The sequence below is a fragment of the Streptomyces sp. NPDC101181 genome, assembly GCF_044767975.1.
Taxonomy (GTDB): Bacteria; Actinomycetota; Actinomycetes; order Streptomycetales; family Streptomycetaceae; genus Streptomyces.
The window spans coordinates 1-17,044 of sequence record NZ_JBIWOX010000005.1 but is presented as its reverse complement, the minus strand read 5'-3'; the positions used below and the strand labels follow the sequence as shown (position 1 = coordinate 17,044).

The following is a 17,044-nucleotide window of genomic DNA, read 5'->3' as shown; positions in this document are numbered from 1 at the left end:
CTGAGACCGGACGGCCGGGACGCCCGACACGCGTCCCGGCCGTCGGCACACCCCTCGCCGAGTCCGCCCCGACCCCCGGAGCCCCGCATGGGACGTTATGTGATCCGGCGGCTGCTGCAGATGATCCCCGTCTTCTTCGGCACCACGCTGCTGATCTTCCTCATGGTGAACGTGATGGGCGACCCCATCGCGGGTCTCTGCGGCGACCGCCAGTGCGACCCGGCCACCGCCGCCCAGCTGCGCGCCGAGTTCGGCCTCGACAAGCCGGTCTGGCAGCAATACCTGACGTACATGGGCAACGTGTTCACCGGCGACTTCGGCACCGCGTTCAACGGGCAGAAGGTCACCGAGCTGATGGGCACGGCCTTCCCGATCACGATCCGGCTCACCATCGTCGCGATCGTCTTCGAGGTCGTCATCGGCATCAGCCTCGGCGTCGTCACCGGCCTGCGCCGCGGCCGTCCGATCGACACCACCGTGCTCATCCTCACCCTGGTCGTCATCGCCGTCCCCACCTTCGTCACCGGTCTGCTGCTCCAGCTCCTCCTCGGCGTCAAGTGGGGCATCATCAAGCCCTCGGTCTCCCCGGACCCGGCCTTCGACGAACTCCTCGTCCCCGGGCTCGTCCTCGCCTCGGTCTCGCTCGCCTACGTCACCCGGCTCACCCGGACCTCGATCGCCGAGAACGCCCGCGCCGACTACGTACGCACCGCCGTCGCCAAGGGGCTGCCCCGCCGCCGGGTGGTCGTCCGGCACCTGCTGCGCAACTCGCTGATCCCCGTCGTCACCTTCATCGGCACCGACATCGGCGCGCTGATGGGCGGGGCCATCGTCACCGAGCGGATCTTCAACATCCACGGGGTGGGCTACCAGCTCTACCAGGGCATCCTGCGCCAGAACTCCCAGACCGTCGTCGGCTTCGTCACCGTCCTGGTCCTGGTCTTCCTGGCCGCCAACCTGATCGTCGACCTCCTGTACGCCGTACTCGACCCGAGGATCCGCTATGCCTGAGCCGCAGTCACCGGACGGAGCGATCTCCCCGGCGGGGGCCGGCGGCCCCATGGACCTCGCCCTGGAGGAGGGCGCCGGCCTGGGGCAGAGCCCCGGCGGCGCCGACGGCACCGGACCGGCCGGAAAGCCCCGCAGCCTGTGGTCCGACGCCTGGCGCGACCTGCGGCGCAACCCGGTCTTCATCATCTCCTCGCTGGTCATCCTCTTCCTGGTGATCATCTCGATCTGGCCCACGCTGATCGCGAGCGGCGACCCCCTCCAGGCCAACCTGGACGACGCCCAGAAGGGCTCCGAGCCCGGCCACCCCTTCGGCTTCGACCCGCAGGGCCGCGACGTCTACACCCGCGTCGTCCACGGCACCCGCACCTCCGTCACGGTCGGCGTCTGCGCCACCCTCGGCGTCGCGCTCCTCGGCAGCGTGCTGGGCGGACTCGCGGGCTTCTTCGGCGGCTGGTGGGACTCGGTCCTCTCCCGCCTCACCGATGTCTTCTTCGGCATCCCCGTCGTCCTCGGCGGCCTAGTCTTCCTCTCCGTCGTCACCAGCTCCACCGTCTGGCCCGTCGTCGGCTTCATCGTCCTGCTCGGCTGGCCCCAGATCGCCCGCATCGCCCGCGGCTCGGTGATCACCGCCAAGCAGAACGACTACGTCCAGGCGGCCCGCGCGCTCGGCGCCTCCAACTCCCGGATGCTGCTGCGCCACATCACCCCGAACGCCATCGCCCCCGTCATCGTCGTGGCGACCATCGCGCTCGGTACGTACATCTCGCTGGAGGCGACCCTGTCCTTCCTCGGCGTCGGCCTGAAGGACCCGGCCGTCTCCTGGGGAATCGACATCTCCGCCGCCGCCAACTACATCCGCAACGCGCCGCACATGCTGCTCTGGCCCGCCGGAGCCCTGGCGGTCACCGTGCTCGCCTTCATCATGCTCGGCGACGCGGTGCGCGACGCCCTCGACCCCAAGCTGCGCTGAGGAGCCGGTTGCCATGTTGCTCGAAGTGCGCGATCTGCACGTGGAGTTCCACACCCGCGAAGGCGTCGCCCGCGCCGTCAACGGGGTCGACTACTCGGTGGCGGAGGGCGAGACACTGGCCGTCCTCGGCGAGTCCGGCTCCGGGAAGTCCGTGACCGCCCAGGCGATCATGGGCATCCTCGACATGCCGCCCGGCAGGATCGGCGGCGGCGAGATCCTCTTCAAGGGCCAGGACCTGCTGAAGCTCAAGGCGGACGAGCGCCGCAAGATCCGCGGCCAGGAGATGGCCATGATCTTCCAGGACGCCCTGTCCTCCCTCAACCCCGTCCTCACCGTCGGCCAGCAACTCGGCGAGATGTTCGTCGTCCACCGCGGGATGTCCCGCAAGGACGCGCGCGCCAAGGCGGTCGAGCTGATGGACCGGGTCCGCATCCCCGCCGCCAAGGAACGCGTCGGCCAGTACCCGCACCAGTTCTCCGGCGGTATGCGCCAGCGCATCATGATCGCCATGGCGATGGCCCTGGAACCCTCCCTGATCATCGCGGACGAGCCGACCACCGCGCTCGACGTCACGGTCCAGGCCCAGGTCATGGACCTGCTGGCCGACCTCCAGCGCGAGTACAACATGGGCCTGATCCTCATCACCCACGACCTCGGCGTCGTCGCCGACGTGGCGGACAAGATCGCCGTGATGTACGCGGGCCGCATCGTCGAGACGGCGCCCGTGCACGAGATCTACCGGGCCCCCGCCCACCCGTACACCCAGGGCCTGCTCCGCTCGATCCCGCGCCTGGACCAGAAGGGCCAGGAGCTGTACGCGATCAAGGGCCTACCGCCCAACCTCACGCGCATCCCGTCCGGCTGCGCCTTCCACCCGCGCTGCCCGATGGCCCAGGACGTGTGCCGCACCGACGTGCCGCCGCTCTACGAGGTCGACGACGAGCGCGGGAGCGCCTGCCACTTCTGGAAGGAGACGCTCGATGCACGCTGACCGCGAGAGGAGCGAGGGGCCCGGCACGGACGCGAGGCCGGGGACCGGCGCGGGAGCCGGGGGCGGCGCGGCGGGATCCACCCTGCTGTCCAAGGCGGCCGAGGGCGGCACACCGTACGCCGAGGGCGACCCGATCCTCCAGGTACGGGGCCTCGTCAAGCACTACCCGCTCACCCAGGGCATCCTCTTCAAGCGGCAGATCGGCGCGGTCAGGGCCGTCGACGGCGTCGACTTCGACCTGCGCGCGGGCGAGACGCTGGGCATCGTGGGGGAGTCCGGCTGCGGCAAGTCCACCGTCGCCAAGATGCTCGTGCACCTGGAACGTCCCACCGCGGGCGCCATCCACTACAAGGGCGAGGACATCTCCCGGCTGTCCGGGCGGGCGCTGAAGGCGGTGCGCCGCAACATCCAGATGGTGTTCCAGGACCCGTACACCTCGCTGAACCCGCGCATGACGGTCGGCGACATCATCGGGGAGCCGTACGAGATCCACCCCGAGGTCGCCCCCAAGGGCAGCCGTCGGCAGAGGGTCCAGGACCTGCTGGACGTCGTCGGGCTCAACCCGGAGTACATCAACCGCTACCCGCACCAGTTCTCCGGCGGCCAGCGCCAGCGCATCGGCATCGCCCGCGGCCTCGCGCTCAACCCGGAGATCATCGTCGCCGACGAACCGGTCTCCGCGCTCGACGTCTCCGTCCAGGCCCAGGTCGTCAACCTGCTGGACCGGCTCCAGGCCGAGTTCAGCCTGAGCTTCGTCTTCATCGCGCACGACCTCTCCATCGTCCGGCACATCTCCGACCGGGTCGGCGTGATGTACCTGGGCCGGATCGTGGAGATCGGCACCGACGCGGAGATCTACGACCACCCCACCCACCCCTACACCCAGGCGCTGCTCTCCGCCGTGCCCGTGCCCGACCCGGCGGCCCGCGCCCACCGCGAACGGATCATCCTCCACGGGGACGTTCCCTCACCCGCCGACATCCCCTCGGGCTGCCGCTTCCGCACCCGCTGCTGGAAGGCGCAGGAGCGGTGCGAACTGGAGGTGCCGCTGCTGGCGGTCCCCGCCGAGTTCCGGCTCGTCGACTCCCCGGCCCGGCACGACTCGGCCTGTCACTTCGCGGAGGAGAAGCGCGTGGTGCCCCCGGAGGGCGAACTGAACGTCCCCGCCCCGGCGTCGGCGGAAGAGCCGGTGCGGCCCCCGGCTCCCCCGGAGGAGGACGAAACGCCGTGAACCGCCGCCGGGATCGTTAACAAGCAGGCAACTCCACCGTCGCCGCTCCGATATACGAACGCCTCATGCTGAACAACGTACGGCCGTGCGGGTGCCGTGGTCCGGCCGGAGCGTCTCTTCGACGCTCCGGCCGGTCGCCCGCCGCCACCGTCCCGCGTCCCCGCCGCCCCGCCGGTGACCAAGGCGGGCGGGGAACGGCCGGGCGGCTCAGGAACCGCTCAGCCCCAGCGACCGCTTGAGGAAGTCCACCTGGAGCAGCAGAAGGTTCTCCGCGACCTGCTCCTGCGGCGTCATGTGCGTCACCCCGCTCAGCGGCAGCACCTCGTGCGGCCGCCCGGCCGACAGCAGCGCCGAGGACAGCCGCAGGGCGTGCGCGACCACCACGTTGTCGTCGGCCAGGCCGTGCACGATCATCATCGGCCGCACCTCGGAGGCGGGCTCGGACAGTCCGTCGTCGGTGATCAGCGAGTTGCGCGCGTACACCTCCGGCTGCCGGGCCGGGTCGCCGAGGTAGCGCTCGGTGTAGTGGGTGTCGTACAGCCGCAGGTCCGTGACCGGGGCGCCCACCACGGCCGCGTGGAAGACGTCCGGCCGGCGCAGCACCGCCAGGCCGGCCAGGTAGCCGCCGTAGGACCAGCCGCGGATCGCCACCCGGGACAGATCCAGCGGGAACCGCCCGGCGAGCCCCTCCAGCGCCTCGATCTGGTCGTCCAGGGTGAGGGTGAAGTCGTCCCGTACGGCCTTCTCCCAGGCGGGCGAGCGGCCCGGCGCACCCCGCCCGTCCGCCACGATCACCGCGAACCCCTGGTTGGCGAACCACTGCGAGGTCAGGTGCGCGTTGTGGGCGGCGACCACCCGGCGGCCGTGCGGTCCGCCGTACGGATCCAGCAGTACCGGAAGCGGACCATCCGATTCCTGGTAGTCCGCCGGAAGCAGCACGGCGCACGGAATCCGCCGTGCGCCCCCCTCGGTGAGCGTCACCCGGGCATCGATCACCGGTTCCTGGGCGAAGCTCGCGATCCGGACGAGCCGCTTCCCCTCCCGCACCACCCATGCAGCGGCGCCGGGCGTCTCCGGAACGGCCGAGACCAGCACCGTCAGAGCGCCCGAGCGGACGGCGCTGTGCACCCCCACCCCTTCGGAAACGCGCTCGATTCCCAGCTCGTTGACCCGGTACACATGGATCTGCCCGATCTCCGGCTCGACCGCGTCCTCACCGGCCACCGCCGAGATCAGTACGTCCGACTCCCCGATGTCCAGCACCGCCTGGACGTGCAGCTGCGACCCGGTCAGCAGCCGGTCCCCGACCGCCAGGACCCGCGCGCCGCCCTCGTCGGCGATCCGCACCAGCCGCCCGTCCGGCGCCCACGCGGGCACCCCGGGGAAGAGATCCAGCCATACCGGGTCCTCGTCCACATGTACGACTCGGGTGGCGCCGGTCTCGGTGTCCACCGCCAGATACCGCTGACTGCGCTGGTCACGGGCCTGGACGAGCAGCAGCGGGGCGCCCGCGGACGACCAGTGCACCTGGGCCAGGTACGGGAAGGCCGCCCGGTCCCAGACCACCTCCGTACGGGCCCCCGCCAGGTCCACCACGAACAGCCGCACCTCGGCGTTGGGCGTCCCCGCCGCCGGATAGGCGACCTCGGCGGGCCTGCGGTCCGGGTGCGCCGGATCGGCGATCCACCACCGCTGTACGGCACGGTCGTCGGCCCGCGCCACCAGCAGCCGGTCCGACTCCGGCGACCACCAGAAGCCCCGGAAGCGGTGCATCTCCTCGGCCGCGATGAACTCCGCCAGACCGTAGGTGACATGGGGGTCCTCCGGCTCGGCCAGCGCCCGGTCGCCCTCGCCCTGGGCCCCCACGACCCGCAGCGCGCCCTTCGTCACGTACGCGACGTGCCGCCCGTCGGGGGAGGGGCGCGGGTCGATCACCGGTCCGGGCACCGGCAGCGCCCGCGCGGTCCCGGCCCGCAGCTCGGCCACGTACACCTTGCCGGACAGCGCGAAGGCCGCCAACTCCGCGGCTCTGTCCACCGCGTAGGAGACGATGCCCGCCGACCCCTCCCGGGTCCGCTCGCGCCGGGCCCGCTCCTGCGGCGACAGCTTCTCCGCCGAACCGCCCAGCAGGGCCTCGGGGTCGGCGGCGACCCGCTCCTCGCCGGTCGCCGGATCGAGCGACCACAGGCGCGTGTTCCGGTCGGTCCCGGAGGCGGACCGCAGGAAGATCACCCGCGTCTCGTCCGGTGAGACGGTGAAGGAGCGCGGTGCGCCGAGAGCGAACCGCTGGGTCCGTGCGTGCTGGCGGGGAAAGGACAGCTTCTGCGAGGTCATGGCCTCGAACTTAGCCGCGCGCGCGGCTCCGTGCGCCCCTCGTGCTGCTGTGCTCCGATCAATGCGTTGGCACGGATAGTTATGATCCGTAGCGCTCGGTGGGTAAGTACTCGCCGACTTCGCGTACCCCCGTTCCGACCGTCCGAACGTACTGATGGAGGTGAACCGCCGTGGCGCTCTCGATTTCGGCGGTAGTGCTGCTGGCGATCATCGTCTTCCTGCTGATCCGGAAATCCGGACTCAAGGGAGGGCACGCGGTGGTCTGCATACTGCTCGGGTTCTACGTCGCGAGCTCGTCCGTCGCACCGACCATCTCCGACCTGACGACCAACGTGGCGGGGATGATCAGCAGCATCAAGTTCTGACCCGGGCGGCGGGCGCGGAGCCTGGAGGCCCGCGAGCCCGCGAGCGCGGAGCCCGGAGGCACGGGGGGCCTCCGGGCTCGTAGGGTGGTCCCCATGAAGGACCTTCCCGCCCGCCGTCTGCTGCTGGTGCACGCGCACCCGGACGACGAGTCGATCAACAACGGCGCCACCATGGCCAGGTATGCGGCCGAGGGCGCCCACGTCACCCTGGTCACGTGCACCCTCGGCGAGGAGGGCGAGGTCATCCCGCCCGCCCTCGCCCGCCTCACCGCCGACCGGGACGACGTCCTCGGCCCGCACCGGGTCGGCGAGCTGACCGCGGCGGTGGCGGAGCTGGGCGTCACCGACCACCGCTTCCTCGGCGGCGCCGGCCGCTACCGGGACTCCGGGATGATGGGCGCCGAGCAGAACGACCGCCCCGGCTCCTTCTGGTCCACCCCGGTCGACGAGGCGGCGGCCCACCTCGTCGAGGTGATCCGCGAGATCCGCCCCCAGGTCCTGATCACCTACGACCCGGACGGCGGCTACGGCCACCCCGACCACATCCAGGCCCACCGCGTCGCGACGCGCGCCGTCGACCTGGCGGCTGAGCCGTCCTTCGGCATGGACGCCCCGCACACCGTCGCGAAGATCTACTGGAACCGGGTTGAACGGTCCGTGGCCGAGGCCGCCTTCGACCGGCTGCGCGCCACCGCGCCGGACGCCTTCCCGGGGATCGCGGCCGTGGACGACGTCCCCGGAGTGGTCGACGGCGACGAGATCACCGCCGAGATCGACGGAACGGCGTACGCCGGGGCGAAGGCGGCGGCGATGCGCGCCCACGCCACCCAGATCGCGGTCGACGGCCCCTTCTTCGCCCTCTCCAACGACCTGGGCCAGCCGCTGCTGACGACCGAGTGCTACCAACTGGTGCGCGGCACCTCGGGGGAGCCCGGCGGAGCCCGCGAGCGCGACCTGTTCGCGGGTCTGCCCGACGCGGCGGAGTCCACCCCGGGGAGCGGAACGTGAAGGAGACCCCGAGCGGGAGCGGAACCGGCGGCGCGACCGGCCGGAGCGGCCAAGGCGCCCCCACCGGCACCGGCGGTCATCGGAACAGGCGCGGCGGCCCCCGGGCCGACCAGGGCAAGGGGCGCGGCCGGGCGACCGCCTCCTACTCCCCGCGCACCAACGCGCCGCCCAGGGCCCCGGAGCCCACGGGCGGCCCCGTCCGGCCCTCCCCGGCCCGGATCGTCGGCTACGTCGGCCTGGCCCTGCTCGGCGTCCTCGTCGCGCTCGCCGGAGCACTCGTCCAAGCCGCCTGGTTCCCGGGCGGGTTGCTCATCGCCCTGGCGGGCTCCGCGGGCCTCTTCTACGGCGGCCGGGTCCTGACCGGCACCCAGATCGGCGCCCTGGCGCCCGCGGTCGGCTGGTTCGCCACCGTCTTCCTCCTGCTGGGCGGCCGCCCGGAGGGCGACTACGTCTTCGGCGACGAACTCGGCCTCCTGCTCTTCATGCTCGGCGGCACCGCCGTGGCTGTGATGTGCGCCACCACGTCAAGGGTTCCGCAATCAGCCACCCGCAACGCCCGGTCGGGCATCTGAAGTGCCAACTCCGGCCGGGCGAGACCCCCACAGGTGTGATGCAGGGGTGGAGGTTTCCCCCGGTCGCGGAGTGTCCGACGGCAGCGGCCAGTATGGTGGTGCGCGCGCCGAGCCGTCCCCTGGCCTGCGGCATGGGGGAAGTACGGGCGGCGGAGCCAATCGGGAGAACCTGCTTTGAGTCGTGAAACTGACAGTTCGTCCTCCGGGCCCCAGGGGCGCGGCGGAGCCGCGTACCCGTCGGGTACGCCGCCGTACGGATCCCGCCAGTATCCGTCGCTGCACCCGTCGCAGGACGGCTCGGACGGCACCCCGGAATCCGTGGATCCGCCCCGGCCCGAGGAACCGAAGACCGAGACGACGCTGACGACGCGCATCCGGATCAACATCCCCGGGTCGCGCCCCATCCCGCCCGTCGTGATGCGTACCCCGATGGCTGAGAGCGATCTCAGCACGGACCGCCCCGACGCCGAGCGCACCGGCGGCGCACCGCGCCCCGGCACGCCGCCGCCACCCGCACGGGCGGACCACGCGGACCGCCCGTCCGGCGCGGACAGCGCCGCGCCCGCCGACGGGCCCCGCGACGGCGCCCCCGCGGACCGGGCGGCGGCCGGGAGGCCGGCCCGGGAGAAGAGCGGCAGCGACTGGTTCGCCCCCCGCAAGGCACCGACCCCGCCCCAGGGCGTGGCCGTTCCGGGCGCCGGAGCTCCAGCCGGTCCCTCCGCCGGACCGGGCGGCACCGGTGGTCCCGACGGCACGGGCGCGGGCCGCCCGCGCCCGGACCTGCCGTACTTCTCGGACGCCCCGCAGCCGGGCGGCGCTCCCGGCGCCTCCGGCGGCCAGGGCGGTCCCGGCGGTGCGGGGACCCCCGGAGTACCCGGCGGCCCCCACGGCGGCGGCGCGTTCGACGGGTACGGTGCCGGGGCCCCCGGCGGCGGCCCGCGTGCCACCCCGGACCCCGGAGGGCGTACGCCGGGCCCGTCCGGCCCCACCACGGGACCGGTCACCGGCAGCTCCTCGCTGACCCCGAACCTCGACGGCGTCCCGGGCCTCGGCGGCCCCGGACCGATGGTCCCGGGCACCCCCGGTGGCGTACCGCCCCGGATGTCCGACGACACCGCGATCCTCACCCCGCAGGCCCCGGCGCCCGCGCCCGGCCCCGGCGGCAACGTCTCGGGCGACACGCTGACCAGCGGCATCCCCGTGGTGCCCAGCGACTCCCGGTCGCCCTTCCCGGACCGTGAGGGCGGCTTCGGCGGCCCGGCCGGGGGACCGGGAGGGCCCGGGGGACCGGGAGGACCCGGCGCACCCGCGCCCGGTCCCGCCGCCCCCCGTCCGGCGGCCCAGGCCGCGCCCGCCAAGCCCGCGAAGAAGGGCCGCTCCAAGCTGGTCCTGCTGGGCGTGGTGGCGGTCGTGCTGCTCGGCATCGCCTACGGGGCGGGCCTCCTGCTCAACCACGCGGAGGTCCCCAAGGGCACCACGGTGCTCGGCGTCGACATCGGCGGCGGCAGCAAGGAGGACGCGGTCGGCAAGCTCGAATCCGCCCTCGGCGACCGGGCCACGGCGCCGCTCCAGCTGTCGGTGGACGGCAAGGAGGAGAAGCTCGACCCGGCAAAGGCCGGTCTCACCCTGGACAGCCAGGAGACCGTGCGCGGGGCTGCGGGCAGCGACTACAACCCGGTCTCGGTGATCGGTTCGCTGTTCGGCGGGGAGCGCCCCGCCGACCCGGTGATCCCGGTGGACGAGGAGAAGCTGGGCGTGGCCCTGGCCGACCTGGCGGGTACCTCCGGCTCGGCCAACGACGGCACGATCCGCTTCGAGCCGAACAAGGCCGTCGCAGTACCGGGCAAGCCGGGCAAGGCCCTGGACGTCGGCCAGTCGCTGGTCTCGGTCCGCGACGCCTACCGCGCGCAGGTGCAGACCGGGGAGCCCAAGGTGGTCGAACTGCCGGTCGCCACCCGGGAACCCACCATCACCGCCGCCGAACTGAACCGGGCGATGAAGGAGTTCGCGGAGCCCGCGATGTCCGGCCTGATCACGATCAAGGCCGGTGCCAAGCAGATCCAGTTCGGCCCGGCCAGGAGCCTGCCGCAGATCCTCTCGATGAAGCCCGTCGACGGGCGGCTGGTCGACGTCTACGACAAGGAGGCGATCGACACCCTCCTGGACGGCGTCTTCGACGGCATCATGGCGACCAAGGCCGACGGCAAGCAGCGCCAGGTCGGCGCGGACGAGGTGGCCCAGGCCATGAAGACGGCCCTGACCGGCAAGACCCCCGCCGAACGCACGGTCACCATCGACCTCACCGGCCAGGGCTGAGCCGCCCGGAGCCGCGGCGGCCACCGCCGCTGCCCCAGCCCGGAAGCCCGCTGCCTCCGCCCGGAAGAATCCGGGCGGAGGCAGCGGTGTGTGCGGCCCCGTTCGGGGCGTCGCTACGGGAAGTTCACCACCTGGGACGGGATGGTCGACGTCCCCGAGGTGGGGGAGCCGACGTCGTTGATCACGTGCTCGTACTGGCCGTTGCCGCCCAGGGACACCACGATCAGGTGGTGGAACTTCACCCCCGGCTTCACCGGGGCCTTGAAGCCGTGCTCCTGGATGATGGTGGGATCCACGTTGTAGTAGCAGTAGCTGCCCATGCCCCAGCCTTCGTGCTGGTCGACGGAGTCGTCGACGCGGTAGGCGGCGTAGCCCTTGGTGGAGCCGTTCTGGATGGCGGCCTGGTTGGGGGCGTCGTAGGCCTTCTCGTTCTGGAAGAAGATGGTGCGGCCGCGTTCGCCGTACCACTCGACGTCGTACTTGTTGAAGTGTTCGACGAACAGGCCGGTGGCCAGGACGTCGTCGCCGTTGACGCGGACGCCGTAGTCGGCGCGGTTGGTCTCCCAGCCCCAGCCCTCGCCGTGGTCGGCGCGCCAGACCCAGGTGTGGTCGATGATGGTGTCGTCGCTGTTGACGACGATGCTGGTGGTCGCCTTGCCGGGGCCCGCGCCGCCGATGCGTACGAACACGTCCTGGAGCGACGTCGGGTTGGCCGAGTGGTCGGCCGAGGCCCCCTGCGGCCCGACCTCCAGCAGCGTCGGGGAGTTGACCGGACCGGCGTCGACCAGAAGTCCCGCGAGCCGTACGCCGGACACGTCACCGACCTTGATCGCGGTGACCCCGTTGTCCGGGATGATCGTCGCCAGGCCGAGCCCGAGGACCACCGTGTCCGGGCGGTCCACGTCGATGGTCCGGTCGATGTGGTAGACGCCGGGCGTGAAGAGCAGGTGCAGGCCCTGCTCCACGGCCGCGTTGATCGTGGCGGCGTCCGCCCCTTCCTTCACGACGTAGAACCGGTCCAGCGGGATCGACTCCCCGGGCTGGGTTCCCCCGGCCCACGAGACGCCCCGCGCGTTCTCGCGCTTGGCGGGGACGAAGACCTTGTACTCGGTGCCGTCGAGATAGAGGAAGGGCTTCTCGCGGGAGATCGGGGTGGTGTCCAGGGTGGTGTACGGCGGCTCGGGGAAGCTGTTGGGCGGTGCGCCCTCCACGCCCGAGAACGTCATGTTCCAGACGCCGTTGGTCCAGCCGCCCACGGAGCTGTCGCGGGTGTACCACTGCTGCTGGGAGTAGGGGCCGACGGTGCCGTCGATCTTGCTGTCGGCGATGTAGCCGCCGCTGGCCCAGCCGTAGCCGTCGGGGGCGAGGTTGAGTCCGCCCTTGACGTGCATGCGGCGGAAGGGGGCGGCCTGGGAGACCGCCCAGCGGTTGGTGCCGTTCACCGGGTTGAGGGTCAGGTTCTCCGCCGAGCGCCAGAAGTTCTGGGTGGCGTTGCCGTTGAACCAGCCCGCGTCGACGGTCACGTCACCGTTGAAGGTGGTGTCGTTGGGGTGCAGGCCCAGCCCGGCGATCTGGGTGTAGAAGCCGATCTGCGCGTTGAGGTTGTCGTACGTGCCGGGCTTGAACATCAGCGCGTGGCGCCCGCTGCCGAACTGCGCCGACTCCTGCTGCTTGAAGATCGCGTCGACCTTGCCCTGGATGTCGGGCGTGGACGGATCGAAGACATGCACGTTCGGACCGAGATCACCGCCACCCGGGACGGCCGCCGCCCCGGCCTCCTCGCCGAAGGCGGTCTGCGCGGTCGGTACGGACATGAGCATCGCCACGGCGAGCGCGGCCAGACCGAGGGCCCGCCGCCGGCGGCGGGGGCGTGGTGCGGTGGGGGGAGCAGACATGGGGTACGTCTCCTGGGTCGCGGTACGGGGCACGAGGAGCGGACGGGAGAGCCGAGGTGGGGGAGGGATGGGAGAGCGCTCTCTCGTATCAGCGATGTTTCCCCTCTGGGTCTGTACGCGTCAAGACGTGTGCGCGGGGAGCCTGGGGAGGGCGGTGGTGCATCCGGCAACTGGCTTGCGGGGCAACCGACATGGCGGCCCCGGGGTCGCCGGGGCCGATGTGGCTTCGCCGCTCCGGCGTCGTGCCTGGTCATGCCCTGGCGGGGGCCGGTGGTGGACAGGCGCGAGCGATGGGCGGAAGGCACCATGGGGGCATGGGATTCCCCGCCGGACCGGAGCGCCCGCCCGGCGAAACCGATCGGATCAAGATCTGGTTCCGCTGCGCGCCGCACGACGGCTGGCCGCCCGCTGATGACCGGCCGCCCCCTGACGGCCGTCCGTCGCCCTCTGGTGACCAGCCGCCCCGTGACGGCTCGCCTCTCCGGGACAGTTCATCGCTCCGGCGCGGCTCGCCGCCCCAAGACGGCTCACTGCCCCGTGGCGACGGGTGGCCGTCCCACGGCGACGGGTGGCCGCACTGTGACACCGAGGGGCTGTGGGCGACCCGGCTGGGCCCGGACACCGCGCGCGTCGACAACGTGCCCTTCCTGCGGGACGGGGTCGCCGAGGGCGAGATCGTACGGTTCTGGACGGACGAGGACGGGGTGCGGTGGGCGAGCGGCCGGGTGGCGGAGTCGGGCAACTGCACCGTACGCGTCCTGCCCCTGCCGGGCGGTCCGCTCGGCCCCGACGTCCGGGCCGTGCACGAGCGGCTCGCCGGATTCGGGCTGCGGGGCGAGGTGTTCGGCGCCGACGTTCCGCTGGTCGCGCTGACCGTGCCGGGCGGGGCGGATCTGCGCGCGGTCAAGGCGCTCCTCGCCCGTGGCCGGGACGAGGGCTGGTGGCACTACGAGGTCGCGTGCGCCACGCGGGCGTGGCGGTCGGCCTGACCCTGAACGTGGCAGCGCTTGCTGCCGATGGTCGAGCCGAGTCGGAGCCATTGGCAGGCCTTTTGTTCCAGCCTCCTCCGGCGCGATGTCCGACTTCTTTGCAACGATAAAATAGAAAGCGCTTACCCGCCTGTTGCCTTTTCCGCGAGGCCTGCCCTTCACTGTTGTGCGGCAGCCCGTCAGCCACTGGACCGCCGGCTGCCTCGGCCCTCAAGGAGGAAGGCCCATGCGGCGCTTGGCCGTACTCGTCTCAGCCCTGTTCCTCGCCACCCTCGTCCCGGGCCAGGCGGCCGCCGCCCAGCCTCCCGACATACCGCCGCAGGAACCGGGCGTGACCATGCGGGTCTTCGACGTGCAGATGGCGCTGGAGGACTTCTGCACGCTCAAGCCCGGCCAGACGCCCAACGTGGACGAGTTGAAGCCGACGATCGACTGGACCACCGCCGACGACTTCGGGCTGGCCGGGAAGTTCGTCACCGAGGTCACCGCGTACCTGAACGTCGAGTCCGCCGGGAAGCACGACTTCCGCATCACCAGCGACGACGGCTCCCGGCTGATCATCGACGGTACGCAGATCATCGACAACGGGGGCAAGCACGGTGCTCAGCCCAAGGAGGGTTCGGTCGAGCTGACCGAAGGCCACCACGCGCTGCGGATCGACCACTGGGACGGCGAGTACGACCAGCGCCTGCTGCTGGAGTGGCGGCCGCCAGGGGCGAGCGCGTACTCCGTGGTGCCCACCTCGGTGCTGAGCACCGACGCCGACGTCACACGGGTCACCTCCCCGGGGCGCAAACTGTGCGAGGGCATCGACGAGTCGCCCGGCGACGGTCTGCCGCTGGCCGGGGTCCACCCCGACTACACGCTGACCGATCTGCGCCCCGACGGCTTCGAGCCGCAGGTCACCGGCATGGACTGGCTGCCGGACGGCCGCCTGGCCGTCAGCACCTGGGGCGGCAGCCGGGAGAGCGAGCTCGGGCAGGTCTATCTGCTCGACAACGTCACCGGGAACACCGACCCGTCGAAGGTCACGACGAAGCTGATCGCCGAGGACCTGCTGGAGCCGATGGGGCTGAAGTACGTCGACGGCACGATCTACGTCTCCGAGAAGGACGGTCTGACCGCACTGGTCGACAAGGACGGCGACGAGGTCGCCGACGAGTACCGGCAGATCGCGACCTGGCCGTTCGGCGGCAACTACCACGAGTTCGCGTTCGGCCTGCTGTACGAGAAGGGGTACTTCTACGTCAGCACGGGCATCGCCATGGTCCCCGGCGGTGCGACCCAGGACCCGCAGAACGTACCCAACCGCGGCTCCGCCCTGAAGATCGACAAGAAGACCGGCAAGGTGTCGTACGTGGCCGGGGGGCTGCGTACGCCCAACGGTCTGGGCTGGGGGCCGGAGGGCTCCATCTTCGCCACCGACAACCAGGGCGCCTACGTGCCCACGTCGAAGCTGGTCCGGATCAAGCAGGGCGCCTTCTACAACCACCACACCAACCCCGACGGCGTCTACGACGACCAGCCGGTGACCGAGCCCGTCCTGTGGCTGCCGCACGGCGAGATCTCCAACTCGCCCAGTAACCCGCTCCAGTTGCGCGACGGTCCCTTCGCCGGGCAGATGGTCTTCGGTGACGTGACCTACGGCGGGCTCCAGCGGGCCTACCTGGAGAAGGTCGGCGGCGAGTACCAGGGCGCGGTGTTCCGGATGACGCAGGGCCTGGAGGCCGGGGTCAACCGGATCAGCCTCGGCCCGGACGGCGCGATCTACGCGGGCGGCATCGGCGACGCGGGGAACTGGGGCCAGGAGGGCAAGCTGAAGTTCGGCCTCCAGAAGCTGGCGCTCACCGGTGAGGACGCCTTCGACATGAAGGCCATGCGGGCGGTCGACGGCGGCTTCGAGATCGAGTACACCCAGCCGCTCTCCGAGGAGACCGCGGCGAATCTGGCCGCCAAGTACGAGGCCCAGCAGTGGCGTTACGTGGCGACCCCGAGGTACGGCGGCCCGAAGGCCGACGAGAAGGCCCTCGACGTCACCTCCGCCACGCTCTCCACCGACCGCACGACCGTGACGCTGAAGGTGGACGGCCTGCGCCCCGGGCACGTCGTGCACGTGCAGTCCCCGCGCCCGTTCGCCGCGGAGAACGGCCAGGAGCTGTGGAGCACCGAGGCCTGGTACAGCCTCAACACGCTGCCCGACGGCTCGAAGCCGCCGCCGGTGTACGAGGCCGAGTCCGCCTCCCTGTCCGGTGGGACCAAGTTCAACGACAACCACTCCGGCTACTCCGGCACCGGGTTCATCGACAACAACTGGGCGCCGGGCTCCCGCACCACCTTCGCCGTACGCGCCGACAAGAAGGGCAAGCACGACCTGGCCCTGCGGTACGCCAACGGGCAGAACTCCGACCCCGAGCCGAAGCCCCGGTCGATGACCCTGTACGTCAACGGCGAGCGGTGGAAGCAGATCTGGCTGGACTCCACGGTCACCTGGAACACCTGGGCGACCCACGTCGAGTCGGTGCCCCTGCGCAAGGGCGCCAACACGGTCACCTACGCCTACGAACCTGAGGACGAGGGCCATGTGAACCTCGACAACCTCACCGTCACCCCGACCCGGCGCACCGTCCTCTTCGACGGTTCGGACCTGGACGCCTGGGAGTCCGCGAAGGGCGGTCCGGCGACGTGGCCGGTGGCGGACGGCTCCGTGGAGTCGATCGGCGGGGACATCCGCACGAAGGAGAAGTTCGGCGACTTCCGGATGCACGCCGAGTGGTACCAGCCGGACTACCCGCCGGAGGTCACCGGACAGGCCCGGGGCAACAGCGGGGTCTACATCCAGGAGCGGTACGAGATCCAGGTGCTGGAGTCCTTCGGGGTCAAGGTGCCCGCCACCAACGACGCCGGTTCGATCTATCTCCGCAAGGCCCCCGACGTCAACGCGGCGACCGCGCCCGGCACGTGGCAGAGCTACGACATCGACTTCCGGGCGGCGCGCTTCGACAGCGACGGGAAGAAGACGCAGGACGCGCGGGTCAGCCTCCGGTGGAACGGCACGCTGGTGCACGACGACGTGGCCGTCGCCGGACCGACCGGGGCGGGCCGTCCGGAGGGACCGGCTCCGGGGCACATCAAGTTGCAGGACCACGGGGATCCTGGCGAGAACCCGAGGTTCCGCAACATCTGGATCGAACGGCGCTGATCTCCGCCCGCACCGTATCCGTGCGGGAAAAGCGGTGGGGGCCCCCCCCCCGGGCCGGGGGGGGGCCCCCCCCCGGGGGGCCGGGGGGGGCCCCGCCCCCCCGGGCGGCCGGGGGCCGGGGGCGGGCCCCCCCCCGCCCCGGCGCCCGGGGGGGGGGGGGCGC

General features: G+C 71.9%; 12 protein-coding genes. 10 read left to right on the top strand and 2 right to left on the bottom strand.

Features of this window, described 5'->3' with window-relative positions; translation table 11 throughout:
- The first annotated feature begins 87 nt into the window (after window positions 1-87).
- Genes ACIRRU_RS10025 through ACIRRU_RS10010 form a run of 4 tightly spaced genes read left to right on the top strand, consistent with a single transcriptional unit; the run spans window position 88 to window position 4,203 of the window.
- Window positions 88-1,011, top strand: a complete 924-nt coding sequence (locus ACIRRU_RS10025; RefSeq protein ID WP_403678403.1) for an ABC transporter permease — start codon at window positions 88-90, stop codon at window positions 1,009-1,011.
- A complete protein-coding gene (locus ACIRRU_RS10020) occupies window positions 1,004-1,981 on the top strand; it encodes an ABC transporter permease (protein WP_403678401.1) in 978 nt (325 codons plus the stop codon). The genes ACIRRU_RS10025 and ACIRRU_RS10020 overlap by 8 nt, the downstream gene beginning before the upstream one ends.
- Before the next feature lie 13 nt (window positions 1,982-1,994).
- Window positions 1,995-2,972: an ABC transporter ATP-binding protein gene (locus ACIRRU_RS10015; RefSeq protein ID WP_403678399.1), complete on the top strand. Its 978-nt coding sequence runs from the start codon at window positions 1,995-1,997 to the stop codon at window positions 2,970-2,972.
- Window positions 2,962-4,203 (top strand): ABC transporter ATP-binding protein, encoded by a 1,242-nt coding sequence (locus tag ACIRRU_RS10010; protein ID WP_403678397.1) that lies wholly within the window; start codon window positions 2,962-2,964, stop codon window positions 4,201-4,203. The genes ACIRRU_RS10015 and ACIRRU_RS10010 overlap by 11 nt, the downstream gene beginning before the upstream one ends.
- Before the next feature lie 207 nt (window positions 4,204-4,410).
- Here ACIRRU_RS10010 and ACIRRU_RS10005 read toward each other — a convergent pair whose 3' ends face one another.
- Window positions 4,411-6,537 carry a prolyl oligopeptidase family serine peptidase gene (locus ACIRRU_RS10005; RefSeq protein ID WP_403678395.1) on the bottom strand — a complete coding sequence of 709 codons (2,127 nt, stop codon included), beginning with the start codon at window positions 6,535-6,537 and terminating at the stop codon, window positions 4,411-4,413.
- 170 nt (window positions 6,538-6,707) lie between these two features.
- On the opposite strand from ACIRRU_RS10005, the gene ACIRRU_RS10000 reads away from it, so the two are divergent.
- The 4 genes from ACIRRU_RS10000 to ACIRRU_RS09985 all read left to right on the top strand — a co-directional run bounded on the left by ACIRRU_RS10000 (window position 6,708) and on the right by ACIRRU_RS09985 (window position 10,798).
- Window positions 6,708-6,902, top strand: a complete 195-nt coding sequence (locus tag ACIRRU_RS10000; RefSeq protein ID WP_363204936.1) for a hypothetical protein — start codon at window positions 6,708-6,710, stop codon at window positions 6,900-6,902.
- A gap of 93 nt (window positions 6,903-6,995) precedes the next feature.
- A complete protein-coding gene (mshB, locus tag ACIRRU_RS09995) occupies window positions 6,996-7,910 on the top strand; it encodes an N-acetyl-1-D-myo-inositol-2-amino-2-deoxy-alpha-D-glucopyranoside deacetylase (protein ID WP_403678393.1) in 915 nt (304 codons plus the stop codon).
- Window positions 7,907-8,482 carry a DUF6113 family protein gene (locus tag ACIRRU_RS09990; protein WP_403678392.1) on the top strand — a complete coding sequence of 192 codons (576 nt, stop codon included), beginning with the start codon at window positions 7,907-7,909 and terminating at the stop codon, window positions 8,480-8,482. Before mshB ends, ACIRRU_RS09990 begins: the two co-directional genes overlap by 4 nt.
- 174 nt (window positions 8,483-8,656) lie before the next feature.
- Complete coding sequence (locus ACIRRU_RS09985; RefSeq protein WP_403678391.1) at window positions 8,657-10,798, top strand: hypothetical protein; 2,142 nt, start codon at window positions 8,657-8,659, stop codon at window positions 10,796-10,798.
- A 113-nt stretch (window positions 10,799-10,911) separates the two neighbouring features.
- On the opposite strand, the gene ACIRRU_RS09980 is transcribed toward ACIRRU_RS09985, so the two are convergent.
- Window positions 10,912-12,693, bottom strand: a complete 1,782-nt coding sequence (locus ACIRRU_RS09980; RefSeq protein ID WP_403678390.1) for a coagulation factor 5/8 type domain-containing protein — start codon at window positions 12,691-12,693, stop codon at window positions 10,912-10,914.
- A 368-nt stretch (window positions 12,694-13,061) separates the two neighbouring features.
- On the opposite strand from ACIRRU_RS09980, the gene ACIRRU_RS09975 reads away from it, so the two are divergent.
- Together ACIRRU_RS09975 and ACIRRU_RS09970 are read left to right on the top strand one after the other, a co-directional pair.
- The gene (locus ACIRRU_RS09975; protein WP_403678732.1) at window positions 13,062-13,682 is read left to right on the top strand and encodes a DUF4265 domain-containing protein; all 621 of its coding nucleotides are present in this window, start codon (window positions 13,062-13,064) and stop codon (window positions 13,680-13,682) included.
- 226 nt (window positions 13,683-13,908) lie between these two features.
- Entirely contained in the window at window positions 13,909-16,881 is a 2,973-nt protein-coding gene (locus tag ACIRRU_RS09970; protein WP_403678388.1) for a family 16 glycoside hydrolase, read from the top strand.
- The last annotated feature ends 163 nt before the right edge of the window (window positions 16,882-17,044 follow it).

Excerpts from the sequence above, each read along its gene's own strand:
- ACIRRU_RS10025 (WP_403678403.1), top strand. The coding sequence starts at position 88 with ATGGGACGTTATGTGATCCGGCGGCTGCTGCAGATGATCCCCGTCTTC.
- ACIRRU_RS10020 (WP_403678401.1), top strand. The coding sequence starts at position 1,004 with ATGCCTGAGCCGCAGTCACCGGACGGAGCGATCTCCCCGGCGGGGGCC.
- ACIRRU_RS10015 (WP_403678399.1), top strand. The coding sequence starts at position 1,995 with ATGTTGCTCGAAGTGCGCGATCTGCACGTGGAGTTCCACACCCGCGAA.
- ACIRRU_RS10010 (WP_403678397.1), top strand. The coding sequence starts at position 2,962 with ATGCACGCTGACCGCGAGAGGAGCGAGGGGCCCGGCACGGACGCGAGG.
- ACIRRU_RS10005 (WP_403678395.1), bottom strand. The coding sequence starts at position 6,537 with ATGACCTCGCAGAAGCTGTCCTTTCCCCGCCAGCACGCACGGACCCAG.
- mshB (WP_403678393.1), top strand. The coding sequence starts at position 6,996 with ATGAAGGACCTTCCCGCCCGCCGTCTGCTGCTGGTGCACGCGCACCCG.
- ACIRRU_RS09980 (WP_403678390.1), bottom strand. The coding sequence starts at position 12,693 with ATGTCTGCTCCCCCCACCGCACCACGCCCCCGCCGCCGGCGGCGGGCC.
- ACIRRU_RS09970 (WP_403678388.1), top strand. The coding sequence starts at position 13,909 with ATGCGGCGCTTGGCCGTACTCGTCTCAGCCCTGTTCCTCGCCACCCTC.